General features: G+C 66.5%; 18 protein-coding genes and 1 pseudogene. 8 read left to right on the top strand and 11 right to left on the bottom strand.

Annotated features, from left to right (window positions below; all coding sequences use genetic code 11):
- Positions 1-149 precede the first annotated feature (149 nt).
- The 7 genes from mfd (at position 150) to KHO22_RS15640 (ending at position 8,651) form a co-directional block, all read left to right on the top strand.
- Positions 150-3,602 carry a transcription-repair coupling factor gene (gene mfd, locus KHO22_RS15670; protein WP_211948071.1) on the top strand — a complete coding sequence of 1,151 codons (3,453 nt, stop codon included), beginning with the start codon at positions 150-152 and terminating at the stop codon, positions 3,600-3,602.
- 94 nt (positions 3,603-3,696) lie between these two features.
- Entirely contained in the window at positions 3,697-4,929 is a 1,233-nt protein-coding gene (gene argE / locus KHO22_RS15665) for an acetylornithine deacetylase (RefSeq protein WP_211948070.1), read from the top strand.
- 84 nt (positions 4,930-5,013) lie between these two features.
- Complete coding sequence (serB, locus tag KHO22_RS15660; protein WP_211948069.1) at positions 5,014-5,868, top strand: phosphoserine phosphatase SerB; 855 nt, start codon at positions 5,014-5,016, stop codon at positions 5,866-5,868.
- A gap of 174 nt (positions 5,869-6,042) precedes the next feature.
- Positions 6,043-6,342, top strand: a complete 300-nt coding sequence (locus KHO22_RS15655) for a hypothetical protein (RefSeq protein ID WP_211948068.1) — start codon at positions 6,043-6,045, stop codon at positions 6,340-6,342.
- 5 nt (positions 6,343-6,347) lie between these two features.
- The gene (locus tag KHO22_RS15650; protein WP_211948155.1) at positions 6,348-6,641 is read left to right on the top strand and encodes a hypothetical protein; all 294 of its coding nucleotides are present in this window, start codon (positions 6,348-6,350) and stop codon (positions 6,639-6,641) included.
- A gap of 11 nt (positions 6,642-6,652) precedes the next feature.
- The gene (locus tag KHO22_RS15645; RefSeq protein ID WP_211948067.1) at positions 6,653-8,284 is read left to right on the top strand and encodes a PepSY-associated TM helix domain-containing protein; all 1,632 of its coding nucleotides are present in this window, start codon (positions 6,653-6,655) and stop codon (positions 8,282-8,284) included.
- A 130-nt stretch (positions 8,285-8,414) separates the two neighbouring features.
- A complete protein-coding gene (locus KHO22_RS15640; RefSeq protein WP_211948066.1) occupies positions 8,415-8,651 on the top strand; it encodes a DUF2789 domain-containing protein in 237 nt (78 codons plus the stop codon).
- A 14-nt stretch (positions 8,652-8,665) separates the two neighbouring features.
- Here the strand turns inward: KHO22_RS15640 and KHO22_RS15635 are convergent, their stop codons facing one another.
- The 9 genes from KHO22_RS15635 to phaC all read right to left on the bottom strand — a co-directional run bounded on the left by KHO22_RS15635 (position 8,666) and on the right by phaC (position 19,463).
- A complete protein-coding gene (locus KHO22_RS15635) occupies positions 8,666-9,919 on the bottom strand; it encodes a cystathionine beta-lyase (protein WP_211948065.1) in 1,254 nt (417 codons plus the stop codon).
- Between the two features lie 89 nt (positions 9,920-10,008).
- Positions 10,009-10,644, bottom strand: a complete 636-nt coding sequence (locus KHO22_RS15630; protein WP_211948064.1) for a hypothetical protein — start codon at positions 10,642-10,644, stop codon at positions 10,009-10,011.
- A 9-nt stretch (positions 10,645-10,653) separates the two neighbouring features.
- Positions 10,654-11,838, bottom strand: a complete 1,185-nt coding sequence (gene bktB / locus KHO22_RS15625; RefSeq protein WP_211948063.1) for a beta-ketothiolase BktB — start codon at positions 11,836-11,838, stop codon at positions 10,654-10,656.
- Between the two features lie 100 nt (positions 11,839-11,938).
- Positions 11,939-13,297 (bottom strand): 30S ribosomal protein S12 methylthiotransferase RimO, encoded by a 1,359-nt coding sequence (rimO, locus tag KHO22_RS15620; protein WP_211948062.1) that lies wholly within the window; start codon positions 13,295-13,297, stop codon positions 11,939-11,941.
- Positions 13,298-13,490: 193 nt separating this feature from the next.
- Positions 13,491-14,453: a tRNA dihydrouridine synthase gene (locus KHO22_RS15615; protein ID WP_211948061.1), complete on the bottom strand. Its 963-nt coding sequence runs from the start codon at positions 14,451-14,453 to the stop codon at positions 13,491-13,493.
- 225 nt (positions 14,454-14,678) lie between these two features.
- On the bottom strand, positions 14,679-15,230 hold the full coding sequence (gene phaR / locus KHO22_RS15610; RefSeq protein ID WP_211948060.1) for a polyhydroxyalkanoate synthesis repressor PhaR: 552 nt from the start codon (positions 15,228-15,230) through the stop codon (positions 14,679-14,681).
- Positions 15,231-15,603: 373 nt separating this feature from the next.
- Positions 15,604-16,344 carry a 3-ketoacyl-ACP reductase gene (locus tag KHO22_RS15605; RefSeq protein WP_211948059.1) on the bottom strand — a complete coding sequence of 247 codons (741 nt, stop codon included), beginning with the start codon at positions 16,342-16,344 and terminating at the stop codon, positions 15,604-15,606.
- A 73-nt stretch (positions 16,345-16,417) separates the two neighbouring features.
- Positions 16,418-17,599, bottom strand: a complete 1,182-nt coding sequence (locus KHO22_RS15600) for an acetyl-CoA C-acetyltransferase (protein ID WP_211948058.1) — start codon at positions 17,597-17,599, stop codon at positions 16,418-16,420.
- Between the two features lie 70 nt (positions 17,600-17,669).
- A complete protein-coding gene (phaC, locus tag KHO22_RS15595; protein WP_211948057.1) occupies positions 17,670-19,463 on the bottom strand; it encodes a class I poly(R)-hydroxyalkanoic acid synthase in 1,794 nt (597 codons plus the stop codon).
- Positions 19,464-19,868: 405 nt separating this feature from the next.
- Here phaC and KHO22_RS15590 point away from each other — a divergent pair, with 405 nt between their 5' ends.
- A complete protein-coding gene (locus tag KHO22_RS15590; protein ID WP_211948056.1) occupies positions 19,869-20,102 on the top strand; it encodes a hypothetical protein in 234 nt (77 codons plus the stop codon).
- Positions 20,103-20,118: 16 nt separating this feature from the next.
- On the opposite strand, the pseudogene pgeF reads toward KHO22_RS15590, so the two are convergent.
- Positions 20,119-20,915: pseudogene (pgeF, locus tag KHO22_RS15585) on the bottom strand (peptidoglycan editing factor PgeF).
- Positions 20,905-22,113, bottom strand: a complete 1,209-nt coding sequence (locus KHO22_RS15580; protein ID WP_211948055.1) for an RluA family pseudouridine synthase — start codon at positions 22,111-22,113, stop codon at positions 20,905-20,907. The pseudogene pgeF and the gene KHO22_RS15580 overlap by 11 nt, the downstream one beginning before the upstream one ends.
- Positions 22,114-22,126: the final 13 nt, after the last annotated feature.

The raw sequence follows: 22,126 nt of genomic DNA, 5'->3' as shown, positions 1-22,126 counted from the left end.
AAGGCCGGAGCGCATTCTATAATACGGCCCTTGTTTGCCGCCATGCCGCCACGGCATGCGGCGCACGCCATACCCCCCGCCCGCGCTGCCGGCGGGGCGTTGTCGTTCGTTGCCGTTCGTTCGTTGTTGCTGATCCCGACCGCTGCCCGATGCCTGACGCCGCTCCCGCCTTTCCGTTCGCCAACCTGCCCCTGGTCAAGCCCGGGCTGCGCCACAACGTGGCCAGCCTGCACGGTTCCGCCGACGCACTGGCCATTTCCGCTTACGCGCGCCAGCATCGCAGCCGCGTGCCGATGCTGGCCGTAGTCTGCGCCAACGCCGTCGACGCCCAGCGCCTGGCCGATGAAATCCCCTGGTTTGCGCCGGAATTGCGCGTGCGCCTGCTGCCGGACTGGGAAACCCTGCCCTACGACAGCTTCTCGCCCCACCAGGACCTCGTGTCCGAACGGCTCGCGACGCTGCACGACATCCAGGGCGGCCAGTGCGACGTCATGCTCGTGCCGGCCTCGACGGCGCTCTACCGACTCGCGCCGCCGTCCTTCCTCGCGGCCTACACCTTCTTCTTCAAGCAGGGCGAGCGGCTGGACGAGGCCGCGCTCAAGGCGCAGTTCACGCTGGCCGGCTACCAGCACGTCAGCGCGGTGATGCGGCCGGGCGAGTACAGCGTGCGCGGCGGCCTGATCGACCTGTACCCGATGGGCTCGGCGCTGCCGTACCGCATCGACCTCTTCGGCGACGAGATCGAGACCATCCGCGCCTTCGATCCCGACACCCAGCGCAGCCTGTACCCGGTCAGGGAAGTCCGCCTGCTGCCGGGGCGCGAGTTCCCGCTCGACGAAGCGGCCCGCACCGCGTTCCGCGGCCGCTGGCGTGAACTGTTCGAAGGCGACCCCACCAAGTCGCCGATCTACAAGGACATCGGCAACGGCGTGCCTTCGGCCGGCATCGAGTACTACCTGCCGCTGTTCTTCGAGACAAGCGCGACGCTGTTCGACTACCTGCCGGCCGACACCCAGCTGGCATTCGCCGGCAAGGTGGACGAAGCCATCCGCCGCTTCTGGGCCGAGACCACGCCGCGTTACGACTTCATGCGGCACGACCGCGAGCGCCCGTTGCTGCCGCCGTCGCAGCTGTTCCTGTCCGAGGAGCAGTTCTTCATCGCAGCCAAGCCCCTCGCACGGCTGGTGCTGCAGGCCGAAGCCGGCGCCGCCGACCAACCCGCCTTCGCGGCGGGCGTGCCGGACGTCTCGGTAAACCGGCGCGCGGACGACCCGCTCGTGAACCTGGAGGCCCTGCTGCGCGACAAGGCCACGCGCGTGCTGATGTGCGCCGACACCGCCGGCCGCCGCGAGACCCTGCTGCAGCTCTTTGCCGAAAGCGGCCTGCGCCCGCAGCAGGTGGACGACTTTGCCGCCTTCCTGGCCGGGGAATCGCATTTCAGCATTGCCGTGGCGCCGCTGCACAGCGGCTTCGTGCTGCCGGACGCGAAGCTCGCCTTCGTGACGGAAGCCGAGCTTTACGCCGGCACCGCGCGCCGCGCCGGGCGCCGCAAGCAGGAACAGGCCACCGCCGTCGACTCGATGGTGCGCGACCTGGCCGAACTGAAGATCGGCGACCCGGTGGTGCACAGCGAACACGGCATCGGCCGCTACCACGGCCTGGTGTCGCTCGACCTGGGCCAGGGCGAAGAGGAATTCCTGCACCTGGAGTACGACAAGAGCAGCAAGCTGTACGTGCCGGTGCACCAGCTCCATGTGATCTCGCGCTACTCGGGCGCCGATCCGGAAACCGCGCCGCTGCACCACCTGGGCTCGGGCCAGTGGGACAAGGCCAAGCGCCGCGCCGCGCAGCAGATCCGCGACACCGCCGCGGAACTCCTGAACCTGTATGCGCGCCGCGCCGCCCGCGAGGGCTTTGCGTTCCCGCTCTCGCCCAAGGACTACGAGACCTTCGCCGAAAGCTTCGGCTTCGAGGAGACGCCCGACCAGGCCGCGGCGATTGCCGCCGTCATCGCCGACATGACCTCGGGCAAGCCCATGGACCGCCTGGTCTGCGGCGACGTGGGCTTCGGCAAGACCGAGGTCGCGCTGCGCGCTGCCTTTGTCGCCGTGCTCGGCGGCAAGCAGGTGGCCATGCTGGCGCCGACCACGCTGCTGGCCGAACAGCATTTCCAGACGCTGTCGGACCGCTTTGCCGAGTGGCCGGTGCGCATCGTCGAGCTGTCGCGCTTCAAGACGAAGAAGGAAATCGACGCGGCGGTAAAGCAGATCAACGAGGGCACGGTCGATATCGTGATCGGCACGCACAAGCTGCTCTCGGATGAAGTGAAGTTCCAGCGGCTGGGGCTCGTCATCATCGACGAGGAGCACCGCTTCGGCGTGCGGCAGAAGGAAGCGCTCAAGACGCTGCGCGCCGAGGTCGACGTGCTGACGCTGACGGCAACGCCGATCCCGCGCACGCTCGGCATGGCACTGGAAGGCCTGCGCGATTTCTCCGTGATCGCCACCGCGCCGCAGAAGCGGCTGGCCATCAAGACCTTCGTGCGGCGCGAGGAAGACGGCGTGATCCGCGAAGCCATCCTGCGCGAACTCAAGCGCGGCGGGCAGGTCTACTTCCTCCACAACGAGGTCGAGACCATCGAGAACAAGCGCGCCCGGCTGGCCGAACTGGTGCCGGAAGCGCGCATTGCCGTGGCGCACGGCCAGATGCACGAGCGCGAGCTGGAACGCGTGATGCGTGACTTCGTCGCGCGGCGCGACAACATCCTGCTGTGCACCACCATCATCGAAACCGGCATCGACGTGCCGACCGCCAACACCATCCTGATCCACCGTGCCGACAAGTTCGGCCTGGCGCAGTTGCACCAGCTGCGCGGACGGGTCGGGCGTTCGCACCACCAGGCCTATGCCTACCTGCTGGTGCATGACGTGGACGGCCTGACCAAGCAGGCGGGGCGCCGGCTCGAGGCCATCCAGCAGATGGAAGAACTGGGTTCGGGCTTCTACCTGGCCATGCACGACCTGGAGATCCGCGGCGCCGGCGAGGTGCTCGGCGACAAGCAGTCGGGCGAGATCCACGAGATCGGCTTCCAGCTCTACACCGACATGCTCAACGCCGCGGTCAAGGCGCTCAAGGCCGGCAAGGAGCCGGACCTGATGGCGCCACTCTCGGCGACCACCGAGATCAACCTCGGCACGCCCGCGCTGCTGCCCAACGACTATTGCGCGGACGTGCACGAACGCCTGTCGCTGTACAAGCGCCTGGCCAACTGTGAAACGCCGGAACGCGTCGACGACATCCAGGAGGAACTGATCGATCGCTTCGGCCGCATGCCGCCTCAGGCGCAGGCACTGGTGGAGACTCACCGGCTGCGCATCGCCGCGGCGCCGCTTGGCGTGCGCAAGATCGATGCGGGCGAAGCGGCGATCAGCGTGCAGTTCGTGCCGAACCCGCCTATCGACGCGCTCCGGATCATCGAGCTGGTGCAGAAGAACCGCCATATCAAACTGGCGGGGCAGGACAAGCTGCGCATCGAGGCCAAGATGCCCGACGTGGCCGTACGCGCGCAGACCATCAAGCAGACGCTGCGCCAGCTCGCATAGCCAATGCCGCGGGGCGTCTGGCCCGTCGGCCGCGGCGGGTGTAGCATCGGGTACTTAACCCATCGGTGAACGCCGCCCTGAGCCGCCCCGCCCCATGCAAGCCGATATCCAACGCAAGACTTCCACCCCTGAAGCTTCCACCCCTGAAGCCAGCGCGCCGCGTGGCAGCGCGCTCGAATGGACGCAGCGGCTGGTGGCGTACGACACCACCAGCCGCCATTCCAACCTGGGACTGATCGAGTCCGTGCGGGACCACTTCCTCGCGAAGGGCCTGCGGCCCCACCTGAGCTACAACACCCAGCGCGACAAGGCCAACCTGTTCGTCACGGTGCCAGCCGCCAGCGGCGAGACCAATGGCGGCATCGTACTGTCGGGCCACACCGACGTGGTCCCGGTGGACGGCCAGAACTGGACCACCGATCCCTTCAGGCCCGTGGTGCGCGACGGCAAGCTCTATGGCCGCGGCACATGCGACATGAAGGGCTTCATCGGCACCAGCCTGGCGCTGCTGCCCACGCTGCTCGACGCAAGGCTGCGCGAGCCGGTGCACTACGCGCTGTCGTTCGACGAAGAGATCGGCTGCATGGGCGCGCCCTACCTGCTCGCTGAACTGCGCGAGCGCGGCGTGCACCCGGCCGGCTGCATCGTGGGCGAGCCAACCAGCATGCGCGTGATCGTGGCGCACAAGGGCATCAACGCCTACCGCTGCTGCGTCAGGGGCCAGGCCGCGCACTCGTCGCTCACGCCGCGCGGCGTCAATGCGATCGAGTACGCCGCGCGGCTGATCTGTTTCATCCGCGACATGGCTGATGAATTCAAGGCCAACGGCCCCTACGACCAGGCCTTCGACGTGCCCTGCACCACCGCCCAGACCGGCACCATCCAGGGCGGCATCGCGCTCAACACCATCCCCGCGCTGTGCGAGTTCGTGTTCGAGTTCCGCAACCTGCCCGGCGTCGATCCCGAGGCGCTGTTCGCACGCATCGCGTCGTACGCCAATGACGTGTTGCTGCCGAAGATGCGCGCCGAACACGCGGACACGGACCTGGTCATCAGCAAGATCGCCGCGGCGCCGTCGCTGGATGTGGCCGAGCAGGCAGCCATTACACAACTCGTGCGGGTGCTCACCGGAGATCGCGAGACCAGCAAGGTTGCCTACGGCACCGAGGCAGGGCTGTTCCAGCGCGCGGGCATTCCCGCGGTGGTGTGCGGGCCCGGCGATATCCAGCAGGCACACAAGCCGGACGAGTTTGTCTCGCTGGACCAGCTCGCGGCGTGCGAGGCGTTCCTGCATAAGGTCGTCGACAGCCTGCGGGTGGCGACCTGACGGCCAGGCGGGTCCTGAACGATTACAATGTCGCCTTTGCCGTCCCGCCCTCCGGCGCGCCGCCCTGATCCGCCTGCTGCTGTCATGCCCCTGATTCTCCAGAGTACCCGCCCGCTCGTTTCCGGCGACCTTGCCGCCATCCGCACCCTCGCCGGCGCTTCAGAGCCCGTGCTGCGCAGCGAAAACGTGGCGGCCGCCGAAGATTGCGGCACGCTGACTCCGGCGCTGCGCGAAGCGCTCGATGACTACTGCGGACCACGCGCGATCGACTGGGCTGTCGTGCCGGCCGGCCGCCGCCTGTCGGACTTCCGCCTGGTGGCGATGGACATGGATTCCACGCTGATCACGATCGAGTGCATCGACGAGATCGCCGATTTCTGCGGGCTGAAGGCCGAGGTTTCCGCCATCACCGAAGCCGCCATGCGCGGCGAGATCACGGACTTCAACGAAAGCCTGCGCCGCCGCGTGGCCCTGCTCAAGGGCCTGGACGCCAGCGTGCTGGACCGCGTCTACGAAGAGCGCCTGCGCCTGTCGCCGGGCGCCGAGCGCATGCTGCAGACCGTCCAGGCGCTGGGCCTGCGAACGCTGCTGGTATCGGGCGGCTTTGTCCACTTCACCGAGAAGCTCAAGACGCGCCTGAAGCTGGACGTGACGCGCGCCAACACGCTGGAAATCGTCGATGGCAAGCTCACGGGCAACGTGGTCGGCGAAATCGTCAATGCCGACGTGAAAGCGCGCACCGTGCAGGAAGTGTGCGCGCAGATCGGCGCCACGCCTGAACAGGCCATCGTCATGGGCGACGGTTCCAACGACCTCAAGATGATGGCCGTGGCCGGCCTCTCGGTCGCCTTCCGCGCCAAGCCCATCGTGCGTGCGCAGGCGAGCGTCGCCTTCAATCATGTTGGCCTGGACGGCCTCCTGGCGCTGTTTCCGCACTGAATCCACTTTGCACTGGCGGCGGCTGCCGGCCACCGCCAGTCGCTTCCGCCTGACTCCCCCCAGCTTCATCCCGCCGACCTGCGCGTGCATGCATCGATGCACCCAAGAGTGATCCGTCTTTTCAATACGAATCATTCTCATTTATACTTGCATTTTCCTTCTCCGATTTAAGCTATGGAAGCCTTCGCGGTCCTGCTCGGACTCGTCGCGGCAGCTTGTATCTACCTGGCGGCACCCAACCAGGTCTTGCTGCCATCGCCGCAGAATGGCTCTGGCCGGCGCCCGGCGCCCCAGCTCTTCGGGTGGCTTGGGCTGGCGCTGACCGTCCTGAGCACCTGGCTGTGGAGTCAGGCTCAGGGTTGGCCCGTGGCCGTCGCCGCGAACCTGGCGATCATTCCGACGGGCCTGTCCCTGTGGCCTTTTATCGGCACTTACGTGAACCAGGGGCGGCCGGCCGCAAAGAGGCAAGCATGAGCGGCATGGGCACGAAATGGCTCGCCGGCGCCCTTCTGGGGCTGCCGCTGGCGGTCGCGCTGTGCACACTGGCCATCATCGGCCTGCCGGGCGGCTGGGAAAGCGGTGTGGTTGCTGCCGTGGTGACGTGCCTACCGCTATGGGTCGCGATCATCTGCTGCAGCCTGCTGTTCCGCTCCAGCCGCGCCGCATGGCTATGGCTGGCGGGCGCGAACCTGCTGTGCTTCGGGCTGCTGTGGGCGCTGCGCCTGCTGCACGTGGCGCCGTCGGCCGTGCTCGCCTCGCTGCCGGCTTCCTGAGGTCCGCCACCATGAAATCCACCACACTCCGGCTGTTCCAGACGCTTCACACCTGGGTCGGCCTCATGGCCGGCTGGGCATTGTTCATCGCCTTCTTTGCCGGCGCCGTGACCGTGTTCCACCACGAACTGCACGTCTGGCAATCTCCGGACCGGCTCAAGGGCAACGCACAGGCGGGGACTGTCGCCAACCCCGCCGCCGTGGATCCCTTCATGCAGAAGCTGGTCGCGCTCTACCCTGAAGCGGCCGCCAGCGCCTACGTCTACATGCCTTCGGCGGGCGAACCCCATATCAGCGCCTACTGGCAGGACAAGGCCGGCGAGTGGCAGATGAGCACCGACGAGCGCCTGGCCGGCGACCGCGCCATGCAGCAGGACACCTCCCGCGACCAGGTGATCGGCGAGTTGTCTTCCTTCCTGAACAGCCTGCACTACTCGCTTGGCATCCCCGCAGCCGGCATCTATTTCATGGGTGCGATCTCGGTGCTTTACGGACTGGCGCTGGTTTCCGGCGTGCTCCTGCACCTGCCTCGCCTGAAGAAAGACCTGTTTGCCGTGCGGCCGGGGCGCAACCTCAAGCGCTTCTGGATGGATTCGCACAACGTGATCGGCCTGTTCAGCCTGCCATTCCACCTGATGATCGCGATCACCGGCGCACTGTTCTGCCTCTCGCTGGTCCTGTTGATGGTCTTCAACACGCTGACCTTCGACGGCAAGTTGTTTCCCGTGGTCCCGCGCGTGACCACCGCCGTGCCCGAAGTCACCGCCGCCGGCCGTGCCGTGCCCACACTGCCGGCGTCAGAGCTGATCCGCATTGCACGGGAAGCGGCGGGCGAGCGCTTTGCCGCCGAATCGTTCCGTTACCAGCGCTATGGCGACGCCAATGCCGTCGTGGAAGTGCGTGGCACCAGTACCCGCGCGCTGGGCAACCTCGGCTCCGTCGGCATCCATGCGGCCTCGGGCGAAGCCAATGCCGGCACGGTGATCGCCAACCAGGCCGCCGGCGCCCGCGATGGCAACCACGGCCTCTACAGCGCCTTGTTCGCACTGCATTTCGGCACCTATGGGGAACTGCCGCTGCGGATCGGGTACGTGCTGGCGGGCCTGGCCGGCGCCTTCCTGTTCTACTCGGGCAACCTGCTCTGGATCGAATCGCGCCGCAGGATACGCCAGGCGGAACAGCCGCGCGTGCACCGGCTGCTCGCGCAAGCCACTGTCGGTGTCTGCATCGGGTGCTGCATCGGCGTGGCCCTATGTTTCCCGGCGGCACTGCTGTGGCCCGCCCGTTCGGTCAGCCACACTTATTTCCCGGTCTTCTTCGCCGCCTGCGCCTGGGCGCTGCTGCGCCCGCCCGCGCGGGCCGCGATCGAACTGCTGTATGCGGCGGCGATTGCCGCCCTGACCATCCCGCTGGCCAATGCCGTCCTGACCGGCGACCACCTGCTGCGCTCGATACCAAGCGGGCACTGGATCATCGCCGGCTTCGACATCGGCGCGATCGCCCTGGCCGCCGGATTTGCGGCGCTTGCACGCGCAACCCGGCGGCGTGCCCAGCATGGCCCGGCGGAGTCAGTGTGGGCCTTGCGCAGCGCCCAGGCCGCCGCGCACGGCGCACGCGAGCGCGACGGCGAACTGCTGAGGTAAGGGGGTTCCCGCAACATGCGAAACGGACGCCGCGGCGTCCGTTTTTTTCCTGGACGATTCGGTCGCCATTCCGCCGCCCCCGTGCCCTACACTAGCTTGAGTGACAAACCAGAAGCGGAGCACCCTCACCATGGAACAGGCCTTTCACCGCTTTTCCGAGCTGTTTGCCCAATTGGGACTACCCAGCGATGAGTCCGGCATCCGCCACTTCATTGCGACGCACACCCCCTTGCCCGGCGACGTGGAACTGGCCGACGCGCCGTTCTGGACGCCCGCGCAAGCGACCATGCTGCGCGACGAGATCGCGGACGACGCCGACTGGGCCGAAGTGGTCGACCAGCTCAACGTGGCACTGCGCGCAAGCTAGCCGGTCGGGACGGCTCAGCCGCCGAGTTGCTGCTCCAGGGCCTGGCGCAGGTCCGCGATGAGGTCACGCGTGTCCTCCAGGCCGATATAAAGGCGCACCAGTTCGCCCGCATGCCGCCATCCCGCCGGCGGCCAACTGCCCGCGGGGCGCATGGTCGGCACGTGGTACGGCACGGCCAGGCTGTGAGCGCCGCCCCACGACCAGCCGATGGCGAACAGCCGCAGCGCTTCGACGAAGGCGTCGACCTGCTCGCGCGAGTACTTGTCGTGGAGGATGATCGCGAACAGGCCGCTGGCACCACTGAAGTCGCGTCGCCAATGGGCGTGTCCGGGGCAGTCCGGCAGCGCGGGATGCAATACGCGCACCACCTCCGGTCGCTGGTGCAGCCATTCGGCCACCTCGCGCGCGCCGCGGTCATGCGCGGCCAGGCGTACCGGCAGGCTCGGCAGCGAACGCAGCACCAGATGGCAGTCGTCGGCGGAAACGCCCCAGCCCATCAGCATGCGCGTGCGCTTCAGGCGGGCCTGCAGGGCGTCGTCCCGCGTCAGCACGGCGCCCATCAGGACGTCGCTACCGCCGGACTGGTACTTGGTCAGTGCCTGCACAGAGATGTCGATCCCCATGTCGAACGGCCGGAAGTAGAGGCCGGCTGACCAGGTATTGTCGATGGCGGTCAGCACGCCACGAGCCTTGGCCGCGGCAACGATCGCCTCGCTGTCCGGCACCTCCATGGTCACCGAGCCCGGCGACTCCATCCAGATCAGCCGCGTATTGGGCTGGATCAGGCTGGCAATGCCGCTGCCTATCATCGGGTCGTAGTAGCGCACCGTCACCCCGAAATCCCGGGCCAGCCATTCGCCGTGGTCGCGGTTGGGGCCGTAGACGTTGTCCGGCACCAGCACGTCGTCGCCGCTCCTGAGCAGCGCGAAGTAGACCAGCGAGATCGCGGCCAGCCCGGACGGCAGCAACAGCGTGTGGCTTGCGCCTTCGAGCAGGGCCAGATGCTGGCACAGCGCTTCGCTGGTGGGCGTGGCATGCAGGCCGTAGCGCCAGTACGTGGTGCTGCGTTCGCCGTACGCGCGCAGTTCGGCCAGGTTGCGGAAGACCACGGTGGAACCGCGATGCGTGGCGGGGGAAAACGAATCGAAGCCGGGCGCAATATCCAGTTCGGGCTGGACCGCGACAGTCTGGATGTAATGGGAGGCAGGGCTCGACACGGGCTTGTCGGAAGTCGGATCGGACACGGCGGATTCCTCGATGGCTGGCATGTCGCACCGCTTTGCGCGGCGGGCATGAAAGAGACGCGATAACCGTCGAGCTTACCAGCAAATGCCTGTGGCGCCACCGGTAGCCGTGTTCAGCGCCCCTGGATGGTCTGGATGGTCGATGCGGGCGGTGGTGGTGCGTAGGTGACGCCGCTGTTGGGCGTCATGTCGAAGGGTGGGATCACCAGCACGCTTCCCAGCGGGCGGATGGAGAAAGGAAGCACGACAGCCTGGTCGAAGGCATCGGTCCAGGTGCCGCGCACCGCACCGCTGGCGTCGATGGTGCCTTCCCAGTTGCCGGAGACGCGGGTGCCGTCGTCGGACTCTTCCATCAGGAAGCTCCCGTCCTCCCACTCCCCCGCCAGCAAGCGCACGCCGGGCACGCCGTTGGTGGTGTATTCGCCGCGCAGGCTGTCGCGCTCGTCCGGCTTGGGGCCGATGCGCAGGCGCACCGGCTTGTCGCCGAGCTTGCCGACATAGACGGGCAGCCTGGCGTATTCCGGGCGCGGCGCCAGCGGCGCAATCGCTGCGCCGGCGGAAGGCGCCGTGCCACGGCGCACTTCACCTGCGCGGATGGCCTCGCTCAGGCCCAGGTCCCCCGCACTGGCTGCCGGGCCGGTCGACAGCACGTTGTCATCCGCGCCCCGCGCCGGCATCGCCCCCGCAAGCGCCAGCGCGGCAGCCAGGCTGGCCAGCGAAAGGCGCTGAAACGGGGAGCGATGATGCATCGGCAAGACTCAGATGCGTTCGAAGATCGCGGCAATACCCTGGCCGCCACCGATGCACATCGTCACCAGCGCATAGCGGCCTTGCACGCGCTGCAGCTCGTAAAGGGCCTTGACCGTGATCAGCGCGCCGGTGGCGCCGATCGGGTGACCGAGCGAAATGCCGGAGCCGTTCGGATTGACCTTGGCCGGGTCCAGGCCCAGCGCCTTGGTCACCGCGCAGGCTTGCGCGGCAAACGCTTCGTTGGCTTCGATCACGTCCAGGTCGGACACCGACAGGCCGGCGCGCTCCAGTGCAATCTTCGTGGCCGGAACCGGGCCGATGCCCATGGTCTTCGGATCCACGCCGGCGTGGCCGTACGAGACCAGGCGTGCCAGCGGCTTCAGGCCGCGGCGCTCGGCCTCGGCACGCTCCATCAGCACCACCGCGGCGGCGGCATCGTTCAGGCCCGAGGCATTGCCCGCGGTCACCGTGCCGTTTTCCTTGACGAAGACCGGCTTGAGCTTGGTCATGTCGTCGATCGTGGCGTCATGGCGCACGTGCTCGTCGGTGTCGAAGCTCACGTCGCCCTTGCGGCTCTTGAGCGTCACCGGAACGATCTGGTCCTTGAAGTAGCCGGCCTTGATGGCGGCCGAAGCGCGGCGGTGCGACTCCAGCGCGGCTTCGTCCTGCTGGCTGCGGCTGATGTCGTATTCCTTGGCCACGTTCTCGGCCGTGACACCCATGTGGATGCGATGGAACGGGTCATGCAGCGCGCCCAGCATCATGTCGACCATGGTGGCATCGCCCATGCGCGCACCCCAGCGGGCAGCCGGTGCCAGGTACGGCGCGCGGCTCATGCTTTCGGCGCCGCCGCCGATGGCGATGTCGGTATCTCCCAGCAGGATGGTCTGCGCGGCGCTGACGATCGCCTGCAGGCCCGAGCCGCACAGGCGGTTCACGGTCAGCGCGGGCGCATTGGTCGACACGCCGCCGTTGACGGCCGCCACGCGGCCCAGGTACATGTCCCGCGGCTCGGTCTGGATCACATTGCCGAATACGACGTGGCCGACGTCATCGCCGGACACCTGGGCACGTGCAAGTGCTTCACGCACCACGAGCGCACCCATATCGACCGGTGCCATGTCCTTCAGGCTGCCACCGAACGTCCCGATTGCCGTACGTACACCACTCACCACTACGACTTCACGCGTCATGTCTCACTCCATGAGGTTATGTTGCGGTGCACAGTATAGCGGCATCGCGACAGAATCGAACGATCGTACTTTTACTTAAGGGCAGCAAGCGCCGGCTGCATCAGATTTCACCCCACAGGTCGTGGCCGTCGGCACCCGTGATCTTCACCTGGACGAACTCACCGGCGCGATAGCGCTGCGACGGCTTGGCCGGCGGCGCGATATAGACCAGGCCGTCGATCTCCGGCGCGTCGGCCGAGGAGCGGCCGATGCCACCCTCCTGGTTCACCTCGTCCACCAGCACGCGCAGGGTCTGGCCGACCTTGCGCTGCAGGCGGCGTGCCGAGACTTCCTCCGCCACTTCCATAAAGCGCGCACGGCGTTCCTCACGCACTTCGTCAGGCAGCGCTCCCGGCAAGTCGTTGGCGGTGGCGCCTTCCACCGGCGAATAGGCGAAGCAGCCCACGCGGTCCAGCTCGGCCTCGGCGATGAAATCCAGCAGGGTCTGGAACTCGGCCTCGGTCTCGCCCGGGAAGCCGGCGATGAAGGTGCTGCGGATCGTCAGGTCCGGGCACACCTCGCGCCAGGCGCGGATACGGTCCAGGGTCTTTTCGGCATTGGCCGGGCGCTTCATGCGCTTGAGCACGTCCGGATGGGCGTGCTGCAGCGGCACGTCGAGGTAGGGCAGCACATGGCCGCCGTTCATCAACGGGATGATCTCGTCGACGTGCGGGTACGGATATACATAATGCAGGCGCACCCAGGCACCATACTGGGCCGCCAGTTCGCCCAGGGCGCCCACCAGTTCGGTCATACGCGTCTTGAGCGGGCGGCCGTCCCAGAAACCGGTACGGTACTTCACGTCGACCCCGTAGGCGCTCGTGTCCTGCGAGATCACCAGCAGTTCCTTGACCCCGGCCTTGAACAGGTTCTCGGCTTCAAGCATGACCTCGGCCACCGGGCGCGACACCAGGTCGCCGCGCATCGACGGGATGATGCAGAACGAGCAACGGTGGTTGCAGCCTTCGGAGATCTTCAGGTAGGCGTAATGCTTGGGCGTGAGCTTGATGCCGGCCGCCGGCACCAGGTCCGTGAACGGGTCATGCGGCTTGGGCAGGTGCGTGTGCACCGCCTGCATCACCTCTCCCAGCGCATGCGGGCCGGTCACGGCCAGCACCTTCGGATGGACCGACGACACGATGTCGTGTCCCGCCGCGTCCTTCTTGGCTCCCAGGCAGCCGGTCACGATGACCTTGCCATTCTCGGTCAGCGCCTCGCCGATCGCGTCGAGGCTTTCCTGGACGGCCTCGTCGATGAAGCCGCAGGTGTTGACCACGACCAGGTCGGCGCCGTCATAGGTGCCGCTGATCGCGTAACCCTCGGCGCGCAGTTGGGTAATGATCTGCTCGGAGTCGACCAAGGCCTTCGGGCAGCCAAGCGAAACGAAACCCACGCGCGGACTTTGGTCTTTCTGGGTCATTGATTCTGAAGGATTTTTCACGGGGAATGCGAATGTAGGACAGGCGGGGCGGAGTATATCGGGTTATCTCGACGGAGGCCGGACAAGGCCGCCAGGCGCTGCACGGAACCCTGTATTTTAACCGCTTGCCGCGGTTAGCCGGCGCCTGAGACCACACACGGCAGAGCCGCGCACGCTGGCCGGATCCCGGAAGTCAACTGGACGTGATGTCCGGGAAACTTTGCAGCACTTGCTCGATCTGCGCCGAATCCTGGATCCTGCGGATGGCTGCATGCAGCGCCGCCGCCTGTGGCCAGGTCCGCTTGAGATAGCTCAGCCACAATTTCACCCGTCCATGCTCATGGCAGGAGGCGATCCGGTCGTGCAGCTTCCTCAGATAGGCGGCGATCAGGTGCAGCACCAGCGGCCACTCCTCATCCGACGGCGTGCTAGCCATGACTCCGCGGATACGCAGCGCCAGGAATGGATCCGATACCGCGCCACGCCCGATCATCACATCCGCGCAGCCGCTGACCGCACGGCAACGTTCCCAGTCCGCAACGGACCAGACTTCGCCGTTGGCAATGACGGGTATGTCCACGGCGTCCGCGATGCGGGCGATCCATTCCCAGTGCGCCGGCGGCCGGTAGCCGTGGTCGCGCGTGCGGGCATGCACCACCAGCGACGCCGCCCCACCCTCGGCCAGCGCCGTGGCGCAATCGAGCGCCAGTGCGGTATCCGAAACGCCGAGGCGCATCTTGGCGGTGACCTTGATTTGTGGCGGGACCGCCGCGCGCACCGCGGAAACGATGCGATGCAGCTGCTCGGGGTGCGCCAGCAGCATCGCACCACCGCCGTGCCGGTTGACGACCTTGGCCGGGCAACCGAAGTTCAGGTCGATACCATGCGTCGACAGGGTCGCGGCATAGGCCGCATTGCGCGCCATCCACGCGGCATCGCTGCCGAGCAGCTGGATCACCATCGGCGTTCCACCGGGGGTGTAGCCGTCCTGCAGGATCTCGGGGGTGTCGCGTTCGTAGACACGCGCGGGAAGCAGCGAGCCAGTCACACGAACGAACTCGGACACGCATCCGTCATAGCCACCCAGGCCGGTCAGCACATCGCGCAGCACGTAGTCGGCGAGCCCTTCCATCGGGGCCAGGAAAAGCCGGCCCATGGTCAGGCCCGAGCCAGCGCGGATGCGCCGGAATCAAAGGGAGTCGGATCGAAACGGTGGCAGCTGGAAGGCATCGGGATATCGCGCGGGCGAGTCCACAAGATGAGCCGCCAGTTCAGGAGGGGCGCATTTTACCTGCTTGGGCGCCGCCTCGCAGCGCGTCCGGAACAGTGCGAGGGTGGCGAAGCAGCGAACCGGGGCGGTCCGCCAGCAGTAACTTGCTTCTTACTTCTTGTCCGGCTGATTGAACGGGAACGTCCCGAACATGTTTTTCGCCTGGCTCTGCATCTGCTCCTGCATCTGCACGAACAGGTTCTTGCTCTGCTCGATGTAGTTGCTCATCATGCCCTGCATCATCGGCCCCTGCATGTTCATGAACTGGGACCACATGTCGGGGCTGAAGGCCTCGCCGGAATACAGGCCCTTGGAGTTCTCGGCCAGCTTGTTCTGGATGTCGATGAAAGCCTGGATGTTCTTTTCCAGGTAGGTGCCCATCATGCCCTGCATGGCATGGCCATAGAAGCGGATGATCTGCGACAGCATGGCGCTGGAGAACATCGGCACACCACCCGTTTCCTCTTCCAGGATGATCTGCAGCAGGATGCTGCGCGTCAGTTCATCGCCAGACTTGGCGTCAACGACCTTGAACTCCTCGGAATCCATGACCAGCTGCTTCACATCGGCCAGCGTGATGTAGGTGCTGGTTTGAGTGTCGTAGAGCCTGCGATTGGGGTATTTCTTGATCAGTCGCTCTGCGCCTTTTTTGCTCGTGGCCATCGGTGCTCTGTCCTCTTGTGGTCGCTGATGGGCGCTGCTGCACCGCATGGGGTGCAGTGCGCAAACCGGTTCTGCCGGGCCATCTGGAAGGTCGTGAAAAGTTACTATGTGCGCACTCGCGGATCGAGCCGCCAGTGCCATTGTTACCTTCGCCCCCGCGAAGGCCGCACGTTGCACGACATTGGTGCCCGTGCTGCTGACCTGATTCTATGCCCAACAAAGCACTAAGAAAAGCCGGGTAGCTTAAGGAAAACCCGCACGCACAAACGAATCGCGGGCCCCGAAAGGCCCGCAATTGGCATCCGACAGTGGCTTGTGCGCTGCGCTGGGTGCACCGCAAAAACGGCACGCCCGCGCAGCACGCAGAGCTGGATCAGCCCATATGCAAACCGCCGTTCAGCGAGAAGTCGGCACCCGTGGAGAAGCCCGACTCTTCCGACGACAGCCACGCGCAGATCGACGCGATTTCCGACGGCTCGCCCAGGCGCTTGACCGGGATGGTGCCGACGATCTTGTCCAGCACGTCCTGGCGGATCGACTTGACCATGTCCGTAGCGATATAGCCAGGCGAAACGGTATTCACCGTCACGCCCTTGGTTGCCACTTCCTGTGCCAGCGCCATGGTGAAGCCGTGCAGGCCGGCCTTGGCGGTGGAATAGTTGGTCTGGCCGAACTGGCCCTTCTGCCCGTTCACCGACGAGATATTGACGATACGGCCCCAGCCGCGATCGACCATGCCGTCGATGACCTGCTTGGTCACGTTGAACAGCGACGTCAGGTTGGTGTCGATCACCGCGTCCCAGTCGGCGCGGGTCATCTTGCGGAACACCACGTCGCGCGTGATGCCTGCGTTGTTGATCAGCACATCCACCTCGCCGACTTCAGCCTTGACCTTGTCGAACGCGGTCTTGGTCGAATCCCAGTCGGCCACGTTGCCTTCGGAGGCAACGAAGTCGAAGCCGAGCGCCTTCTGCTGCTCGATCCACCGCTCGCGACGCGGCGAATTGGGGCCGCAGCCGGCCACCACGCGGAAGCCATCCTTGGCGAGACGTTGGCAGATAGCGGTTCCGATGCCGCCCATACCGCCGGTCACGTATGCAATGCGCTGAGTCATGTCCACTCCTTGATTGGCTCTTCGTTATCTTCGCCTGGGCCGCGCGGAACGCTGCGCGCCCAGGTACACCCCATTAATTGCGTTCGACCGCCAGCGCCACACCCATGCCGCCGCCGATGCACAGCGAGGCCAGGCCCTTCTTCGCGTCGCGGCGCTTCATCTCGTGCAGCAGCGTCACCAGGATACGGCAACCCGATGCACCGATCGGGTGGCCGATGGCAATGGCGCCACCGTTCACGTTGACCTTGGACGTGTCCCAGCCCATCTGCTGGTGCACGGCCAGCGCCTGCGCGGCAAAAGCCTCGTTGATTTCCATCAGGTCCAGGTCGCCCACGCCCCAGCCCGCGCGCGACAGGCAGCGCTTGGAAGCCGGCACCGGGCCCATGCCCATGACCTTCGGGTCCACGCCCGCATTGGCGTAGGCCTTGATCGTGGCCAGCGGCGTCAGGCCCAGTTCCTTGGCCTTGGCGGCCGACATCACCACCACTGCGGCAGCACCGTCGTTCAGGCCCGATGCATTGGCGGCGGTCACCGTGCCGGCCTTGTCAAAGGCGGGCTTCAGGCCGGACATGCTGTCCAGCGTGGCACCCTGGCGGATGAACTCGTCCTTGTCGAAAGCAAGCGGGTCGCCCTTGCGCTGCGGAATCATCACCGGGACGATTTCGTCATTGAACCTGCCGGCCTTCAACGCAGCCTCGGCCTTGTTCTGCGAGGCCACGGCGAACTCGTCCTGTGCTTCGCGGGTAATGCCGTACTCCTTGGCCACGTTCTCGGCCGTGATGCCCATGTGGTACTGGTTGTACACGTCCCACAGGCCATCCACGATCATGGTGTCGACCAGCTTGGCGTCGCCCATGCGGAAGCCGTCGCGAGAGCCGGGCAGCACGTGCGGCGCGGCGCTCATGTTTTCCTGGCCACCGGCCACCACGATCTCCGCCTCGCCGGACAGGATCGCGTTGGCGGCCAGCATCACGGCCTTCAGGCCCGATCCGCACACCTTGTTGATGGTCATGGCCGGCACCGACGCCGGCAGGCCCGCCTTGATCGATGCCTGGCGTGCCGGGTTCTGACCCGAACCGGCGGTCAGCACCTGGCCCATGATCACTTCGCTGACCTGTTCCGGCTTCACGCCGGCGCGTTCCAGCGCGGCCTTGATGGCGATGGCGCCCAGCTCCGGTGCGGGAATCTTCGCGAGCGAACCGCCAAACTTGCCTACGGCGGTACGGGCGGCGGAAACGATGACGATATCGGTCATTTGCAGTCCTCTCAAAGGGTATCTGGGGTGTTCAGCGGGCAGGTCCCGTTACCGGGGCCGCCCGCAAGAGTCATGCCTTGGCTTTGACGTAGCGGCCGGGCGCGGGTTCGATGGCGGGGTATCGTGCATTGCCATAGCCGCTCGGCGCAGCACGCTTGGCACCGGCCTGCTTGCCGAGCCAGGTCATCCAGTCCGGCCACCAGCTGCCGTGGTGTTCCTCGGCGCCGGCCAGCCAGTCGTGCGCCGAAGCGGGCAGCGCATCATTGGTCCAGTGGCTGCGCTTGTTCTTGACCGGCGGGTTGATGACGCCGGCAATGTGCCCGGACGCCCCGAGCACGAACCGCAGCTTGTTCTTGAGCAGCGCGGTCGACGAATACGCTGCCGTCCACGGCACGATGTGGTCCTCGCGCGAGCCGTAGATATAGGTCGGCACGTCGATGGCACTCAGGTCTACCGGTGCGTCGCATACGGTCAGCTTGCCCGGCACCTTCAGTTCATCCTGCAGGTAGGTGTGGCGCAGGTACCAGCAGTACCATGCCCCCGGCAGGTTGGTTGCGTCGCCGTTCCAGTACAGCAGGTCGAACGGCACCGGCGTCTTGCCCTTCAGGTAGTTGTCGACCACGTAGTTCCAGACCAGGTCGTTCGGGCGCAGGAACGAGAACGTATTGGCCAGTTCCACACCGCGCAGCAGGCCGCACGGCGTCCCCGACGCGCCGCCAAGCGTGGCTTCGCGCAGCTTGACGTGGGCCTCGTCGACGAATACGTCGAGGATGCCGGTATCGGTAAAGTCGAGCAGTGTGGTCAGCAGCGTCAGGCTGGCCACCGGGCGTTCGCCGCGCGCCTCCAGCACCGCGAGCGCGGTCGAAATAATGGTCCCGCCCACACAGAAGCCGAGCGCGTTGATCTGATCCTGGCCACCGATGTCGCGCGCCACTTCGATCGCCCGGATGGCCGCATGCTCGATGTAGTCGTCCCACGTTCGGTCGGCCATGGTGGCATCGGGATTACGCCATGACAGCAGGAACACCGTGTGGCCCTGCTCCACCGCGTACCGCACCAGCGAGCTTTCCGGCTGCAGGTCGAGGATGTAGAACTTGTTGATGCACGGCGGCACCAGCAGCAGCGGGCGCGCATGGACCTTGTCGGTCAGCGGCTTGTATTGCAGCAACTGGAAGAATTCGTTTTCGTAGACGACCGAGCCTTCCGTGACCGCCACGTTGCGGCCCACTTCGAACGCGGTCTCGTCCGTCTGCGAGATCTTGCCGCGGCCCAGGTCTTCCAGCATGTTGCGCACACCGGCCCGCAGCGACTCGCCGCCGGACTCGATCAGGCGATTCTGCGCATCGGGATTGGTGGCCAGGAAATTGGCGGGCGACATGGCGTCGACCCATTGCGACACGGCAAAGCGGATACGCTGGCGCGTCTTGGGGTCCGCCTCGACGGCCTCTGCCATCTCCGTCAGCACACGCGCATTGAGCAGGTAGAACGCGGCGGTGTACCGATACGGCGCGTTCTTGTGCCAGGCCTCGCTGGCAAAGCGCCGGTCGTGCAGCTTGCCGGCGGATTCGATATCGCCCTCCGCCAGACCGCGCCACAGTTCCGCAAAATCGCGCATGTAGCGCTGCTGGATTTCCGTGAGCTGGGCCGGGTCGATCTTCACGCCCGCCAGCGGACCCGCACCGAACGACTCGAATCCCGGGAAGCTGGGAAAGCCCGGGGGAAGCCCCGCGCCGTTGCCCTCAGGGCCCTGCCACTGACGGGACCATTCCAGCCACGTTGCTGGATCCAATGGCCCCGGCGGAAATTTGAACGGTTGGGACTTGCCTTCCGCTGTGGAAGCTGCCGCACCTTTGCCGGTCGCCATGATGTAAATGTCTCTCTGCCGTCACTATGTCAGACCGGCTCCCGGGTCATTGCCCTGGCCGGCACTTATGCATCTGGAGACGCAATCCGGATGGACCTGGCGCATTGCGCCCGCGACCGGGGCGCCCAGGACTTCCGCATGCAGCTATCCCTTCCATCTGGATAACGTCCCCTGCCCGGCTTGCACCGCAGTCCGGCATGGCAGCGCCATGCGGTATGCTTGCCGGCGAAAACAAGGAAACTACGCGGGATTCCGCAACATTCGAGGTCATTGTTGCCTTGCAGTGTACGCGCTGTCAATGCGGAAAACTGCATCGGCACGCACGCCCGGAAAACCTACCTCCCGGTAGGAAGCCGCGGACTCAAGGACCAGCGCGCAAGCCTATCTGCAAAGGATGAAAGTTTCATGTACATCGTAGCCATTGGCTGGCTCTACGTGGCTCTGATGATGGCGATCACCGAGCACAGCATCGTTGCCGGGGTCGCCACGTTCCTGCTCTATGGCGCCGCACCGGTGGCGCTGGTGCTCTACATCATGGGAACGCCCGCCAGGCGGCAGCGCCGCAAGGCGGAGGAAGCGCGCACAGAACGCGCACGCGAAGAGGAAGGCGCCGGGCCCGACGGAAGCGGGCCGCAGTGAGCGGCCCGCAACCGGCTCAGCTTGCCAGCCAGACGAGGCTGGCCATGCGACCGGTCACGCCGTCGCGCCGATACGAATAGAAGCGCTGCGGATCGGATACCGTGCAGGCATCGCCGCCGTAGACGTCCGTGCAACCCGCGCGGGCCAGGCGCGTGCGGGCCAGTGCGTAGATGTCGGCCATGTACTTGCCTTCGGCGCCGGGCCGGAAGGCGGCGTCCACGGCCGCATGCTCGCCCGCACGGGCCTGCGCCAGGAACGCTTCCCGCACCTCGGCGCCGACCTCGAAGGCCTCGGGTCCGATCGCCGGCCCCAGCCATGCGAGCCAGCGTGACGAAGGCTTGCCGCGCGCAGCCTGCATGCGCGCCAGCGTGGCTTCGATCACGCCGTTGCACAGGCCACGCCATCCGGCGTGCGCAGCGCCGACACGGTCCCTTCCCCATCGCACAGCAACACCGGAAGGCAGTCCGCCGTCATGATCGCGCACACCTGCCCGGGCGCGGCAGCCATACTCGCGTCGGCGCGCGGTGCCGCCTCGCCCGGGCCTGCGAGATGGTCCACCGTAGCCACGGCGCAGCCGTGCACCTGCTCCAGCCACAGCGGCATGGCGGGAAGGTGGCCCGCCAGCCGCGCACGGTTCTCGGCCACATGCCCGGGATCATCACCAACATGCGTGCCAAGGTTGAGTCCGCCCGGCGCCCCGCCCTCCAAGCCATACACGCCATGGCTCACGCCGCCCGCGCGCGTGGTGGACAACGCGCGCACCGAGGCGGGGGCCGGCCACTGCGGCCGCAGCCAGGCGGGGTCAGTCGTCATCGTCGTCCCCATCGCCCCAGATGATTTCGGGGCCGTCTTCCCAGTCCTCATCCCAGTCCTCCTCTTCGGCATCGGCTTCACCAGCGGAGAAATCGAGCGCATCGATCAGGGCCTGGAGGTCTTCCGGCGGCTGCGCGGTCCACGACACCGTCTTGCCCGTGACCGGGTGCACCAGCCCCAGCTTGAAGGCATGCAGGGCCTGCCGCTCGAACGGCACCGGCAGCGTCACGCGCACAGCGGGCCGCTGCCCGCGTTGCGTGGCGCGGAAGTAGACCGGATCGCCCACGAGCGGATGGCCGATCGATTCGAAATGCACGCGGATCTGGTGCGTGCGACCGGTTTCGAGCTGGCACCGCACCATCGACACGAAGCTGCGTCCGAGCGGCACCGTCGCCAGCGTACGGAAATGCGTGCGCGACGGCTTGCCGCTGCTGGTATGGACAATGGCCATGCGGGTGCGCTCGTGGGGATCGCGGCCGATCGGCGCATCGATGGTGCCCTCGTCGTACGTGCGGCCCCAGACCAGCGCGATATACGTGCGCTTGACCGTGCGCGCCTGCAGCTGGCGCACCAGGTCGGTCTGTGCCGTCAGCGTGCGCGCCACGACCATCAGCCCTGAAGTCTCCTTGTCGAGCCGGTGCACAATGCCCGCGCGCGGCAAGGCCGCCGCGGCAGGGTAACGGTGCAGCAACCCGTTGAGCACCGTGCCGCTCCAGTTGCCCGCGGCAGGATGCACGACGAGTCCCGCGGGCTTGTCGACGACGACCAGCGTTGCATCCTCGTACACGACCTCCAGCGGCACGTCTTCCGCGGCGAACGCCTGCGATTCCGGCGCGGCCTGCGGCTGTACCTCGATGCGGTTGCCCATCTGCACCGCATCGCGCGGCCGGCGCACTTCGCCGTCGACGCGCACGGCCCCGCTTTCGATCCACTGTTGCAGCCGGCTGCGCGAAAACTCGCTGAAGTGCCGTGCAAGAAGTTTGTCCAGCCGCTCGCCATGTGCGGCACTGTCTACTTCGAGTATCAGCGGCACCGCGAGGTCCGCCGCAGGTGCGGGCGGCACCCCGCCGGCGAAGTCTTCGACCTCGTCGTTGTCCGCCAGGGATGCCTGGACGCGCACCTGATCGGGTGGCTCTTTCCCCGGGCCGGATTCTGGCTGGGGGCTTGGGCTATAATGCTTGACGCTATTTTTCTTCATCCGGGATAGGTTG

It is taken from the genome of Cupriavidus yeoncheonensis (genome assembly GCF_905397275.1).
GTDB lineage: Bacteria > Pseudomonadota > Gammaproteobacteria > Burkholderiales > Burkholderiaceae > Cupriavidus > Cupriavidus yeoncheonensis.
Note: the sequence above shows the minus strand (reverse complement) of the source record. Positions and strands in the feature narration are given on the sequence as shown.